Raw genomic sequence first — 3,738 nt, forward strand, 5'->3', positions numbered from 1 at the left:
GTGCAATGGTTGCATTATTAAATGAAACGTTACTTGGTAATGCGTTAACGGTATTAATGAAAGAATTTGACGTAACAGCTTCAACTATTCAATGGCTTTCTACAGCTTACATGTTAGTAGTGGGTGTGCTGGTACCGATTACAGCGTTACTTCAGCAATGGCTCACAACGAGACAAATGTTTTTGATCGCTATGGTAACGTTTTTAGTCGGTACATTAATTGCGGGATTTGCACCGACATTTTCCGTTTTATTAGTCGGCCGTATCGTCCAAGCAGTAGCGACGGGGTTAATTTCACCGTTATTAATGAATACGATTTTAATTATTTGCCCACCTGAAAAGCGCGGTGCCACGATGGGATTAATCGCACTTGTGATGATGTCAGCTCCAGCAATTGGTCCTACATTATCTGGAGTAATTGTTGATTCATTAAATTGGCGCTGGTTATTCTACATTGTTATTCCTATCGTGATCATTTCAATTGTAATTGGAATGAAGTACATCCAAAATGTTACAGAGTTAACAAGGCCAAAAGTAGATTATCCATCTATTCTTTTATCGACATTAGGATTTGGCGGGCTTGTGTATAGCTTTAGTGCATCGGGTGATGTAGGATGGTCTGATGCGAAAGTGTATGGCACTTTAATTGTTGGGCTTATATCATTATGTATTTTTGTCGTTCGACAATTAAAAATTGAGAATCCAATTTTAGAATTACGTGCATTTAAAGTTCCGATGTTTACAATATCAGTTGGATTAATCGTCATTGTTATGATGTCGTTATTTTCAACGATGACTTTATTACCGATGTTCCTGCAAACAGTTTTACTCGTTACAGCATTTAAATCAGGACTAATAATGCTTCCGGGAAGTATTATTAGCGCCATAATGGGACCAATCGCAGGTAAACTATTTGATAAATTTAGTCCGAAAGTTGTTATCGTTCCCGGCATTGTGTTAGTAGGGATTGCAATGTTCTTATTTAAAGGCATTACTCCTGACACATCAATGGTACAAATTATTGTCATGCATAGCGTATTAATGGTCGGACTCATGTTCGTAATGACAGCACAAACATATGGATTAAATCAATTAACACCAGATTTATATCCGCACGGAACAGCACTGTTTAATACGTTACAGCAAGTAGCTGGCGCAATTGGTACGGCTATCTTTATTTCGAAAATGTCGTCAGGAACAACTAAGTATATGGAAAACTCAGCAAATCCAATGGACCCAGTAGAGAAGTTAAATGGTTTAACCTCTGGATTCCAAGGTGCATTTACACTAGGGTTAATCTTTATCGTTATTGCTTTTATCGTATCGTTGTTCTTAAAGGAAGAGAAAGAGGGAGTAAAGGCAGCGAGGGTTTTACAGAACGAGAATTAAGGTTTATATAAAAAAGACATCTTTATGATTAAAGATGTCTTCTTACATTTCTTTCGTAATATCATACTGCAGCAATTGCTTTTGATCGTAAAACTTCTCGAAAATAATGCCCATTACGTAGAAGAACAATAGTCCGAAGCAAATGTGAATGAGCGTGAAGGTAGCGCCAAATGAAGAAAATTCATAGACCATAATCGGTAATTTCGCAGTTGTCCAAACACCTAAGAAAAATACGATGTACCTAATGCTGGCGCCTTTTTTTAATAGTAGTGCTGCAATCGGAAAGGCAACATAGAGGGGACCAGCTGCAATACCGCCTAATAATAGAGAGAATAAGATTCCATATATGCCGGACTTTTCTCCCATGTATTTCATTAGCGTTTCTTTCTTCACCCACTGATCAAGTAACCCTACAAATATTAGGACAGGGGGGAGTAGAAACAACATATCTAAAATGCTATTCCCCGTTAATTGTAATGCGCTCCATCCTAAAGATTGGTTTATAAAAGTTAGTATGATAAGTCCAATCAGCAAAATGAAAAAGAAGCGATATCTTTTTAGTTCCTTCATACCATCACCACCCAAATGATATATGAGAATAGGAGTGACATGAGTAATGCAGATGCATTACGAGCGTAAGCAAAGCTTCGTCCGAATATCTTTTGTTCCATCGGCAAGGTTGTAATTCCTACTGACATGAGTGTAGACATGAGTGCCGCAACTTGAGGTAGGCCTGCGCCATGTTGGACTAACGTATTACCAAGTGGGAACACGACAAAGCTTGGAATGAGTGCCACAGATCCGAGTATTGCTGAATAAATAATACCTAAAAATCCGGACTGTTCTCCAATGATAGAAGAGATGAAGGATGGCGTTAAGATAGAAAGTGATAGTCCGACGAAAAGCATAATGGAGAGCATGGCAGGGAGAAGATTTTGAAATATTTTCCATGATTTTAATAGGGCAGCTTTCGTTTTAGTCCGATCCTTCATAAAAGAAATCCCCGTAAGAACAATGGCCAAAGTGTAAAGGATAGCGCCATTAATCATGATAAGATTCCTTTAAGTCTTTATATTTGTCTAAGAAAAATGATAAGTTTTTTATTTTTTCCTCAATATCCATTTGAAAATCTGCTAATTGTTCTTTTCCGGCTGTAGTAATTTTGTACATCTTTCTCGGCTTATCTGGAACTGATGTACTTACATAAGATTCAATAGCACCTTCGTTTTCTAATTTCTTCAGCGTACGGTAAAGGATGGCACTATCGATTGGATTGACCGGAAGTTCTTCTTCACATTTCTGAAGTAGTTGCCCGCCATAGTTATCACCTTCTGCTAAAAATAACAAAAGAAATGCACCTGTATGTCTTCCTGTATGTTTCATGAATATACCTCCTAGAGTGAATTGGAATATATACTGTTAATGACAGTATACTGTTGTTAACAGTATATGGTGCATGAAGTGCTATGTCAATTTTAAAATGTACAATTCAAATGTTACTGAGGGGAAATGGTGATCCCTGTTCTAATCTTGTTAAATAACAAAATAAAAGCCTACTGTTTTCTTGTGACAGTGGCTTTCATAGTTGGCAAACCACTATATTGCGCTTTAATAATATTTTTGGAATTTAGGAAAAAAACAACGCTTCTCGCAACACAAACTTTGGGACCATCCATGCAGTATGTACCAGCAGCAGTATGCTTGTTAAATGCAAAATAATTGTAAACCATAAAGTAAGAATATAGAGTCTTTTCTACTACAATGGATAAAACTATATTATCCATTTAACTTAAAGGAAGGCGAGATGAGTTTATGAAGAAAACAGTTTGGTTATTATGTTTTTGTTTTTTTATTGCCTGTTTGACTTTTAAAAGTCCTGTAACTTACGCTAAAGAAGGACAGGAGTTTACATTTATCGTAGATCAACCAGCACTTTTGCATTTTTTAAAAGTAACTTCACAAGAATATACGAATGCTATGAAAAAAGGGGTAACTTTAGCCACGTTTGCATCTAGAAGAGGAATAAGTGAATCGAAATTAATTCATTATTTCGCAATTCAACAACAAAAACAAATGGATTTGGCATTAAAAAAGGGGCAAATTGATCAGGAAATGTACGAAAGCTTACTAATTGATATGAATCACGGGATTTCTAAAGCTATAAACCATAACCCTCAGGCCTTTAAATAAAATATATTTCGGGTATTAAGTGGGTATAATTTATGTCAACACATCATCAGAAACTATAGAACAACATTCAAACTACTAAAAAGATGTGTCTCTGTATTGTTAAATCCCTTCAAATCTCTTCAGATTTGAAGGGGCTTTTAGTTCATGTTCTATTACTATA

Annotated in this window: 5 protein-coding genes; 2 read left to right on the top strand and 3 right to left on the bottom strand. The window is 36.2% G+C overall.

What is annotated here, in order from left to right; translation table 11 throughout:
* Nucleotides 1-1,388 (top strand): MDR family MFS transporter (locus tag AC1DTM_RS20195; protein WP_477000730.1); only part of this gene is annotated, 1,388 nt, incomplete at its 5' end.
* Between the two features lie 42 nt (nucleotides 1,389-1,430).
* On the opposite strand, the gene AC1DTM_RS20200 is transcribed toward AC1DTM_RS20195, so the two are convergent.
* From AC1DTM_RS20200 to AC1DTM_RS20210, 3 genes are read right to left on the bottom strand one after another with little or no spacing between them, the layout of a single operon-like run.
* Nucleotides 1,431-1,958 (bottom strand): permease, encoded by a 528-nt coding sequence (locus tag AC1DTM_RS20200; RefSeq protein WP_256416204.1) that lies wholly within the window; start codon nucleotides 1,956-1,958, stop codon nucleotides 1,431-1,433.
* Entirely contained in the window at nucleotides 1,955-2,437 is a 483-nt protein-coding gene (locus AC1DTM_RS20205; protein WP_016103909.1) for a hypothetical protein, read from the bottom strand. Before AC1DTM_RS20205 ends, AC1DTM_RS20200 begins: the two co-directional genes overlap by 4 nt.
* Nucleotides 2,430-2,771: a PadR family transcriptional regulator gene (locus AC1DTM_RS20210; protein WP_016103910.1), complete on the bottom strand. Its 342-nt coding sequence runs from the start codon at nucleotides 2,769-2,771 to the stop codon at nucleotides 2,430-2,432. Before AC1DTM_RS20210 ends, AC1DTM_RS20205 begins: the two co-directional genes overlap by 8 nt.
* Before the next feature lie 429 nt (nucleotides 2,772-3,200).
* Between AC1DTM_RS20210 and AC1DTM_RS20215 the strand changes: the two genes are divergently transcribed.
* Nucleotides 3,201-3,578: a hypothetical protein gene (locus tag AC1DTM_RS20215; RefSeq protein WP_016103911.1), complete on the top strand. Its 378-nt coding sequence runs from the start codon at nucleotides 3,201-3,203 to the stop codon at nucleotides 3,576-3,578.
* Nucleotides 3,579-3,738 lie beyond the last annotated feature (160 nt).

This window comes from Bacillus sp. P4_D3, assembly GCF_056401855.1.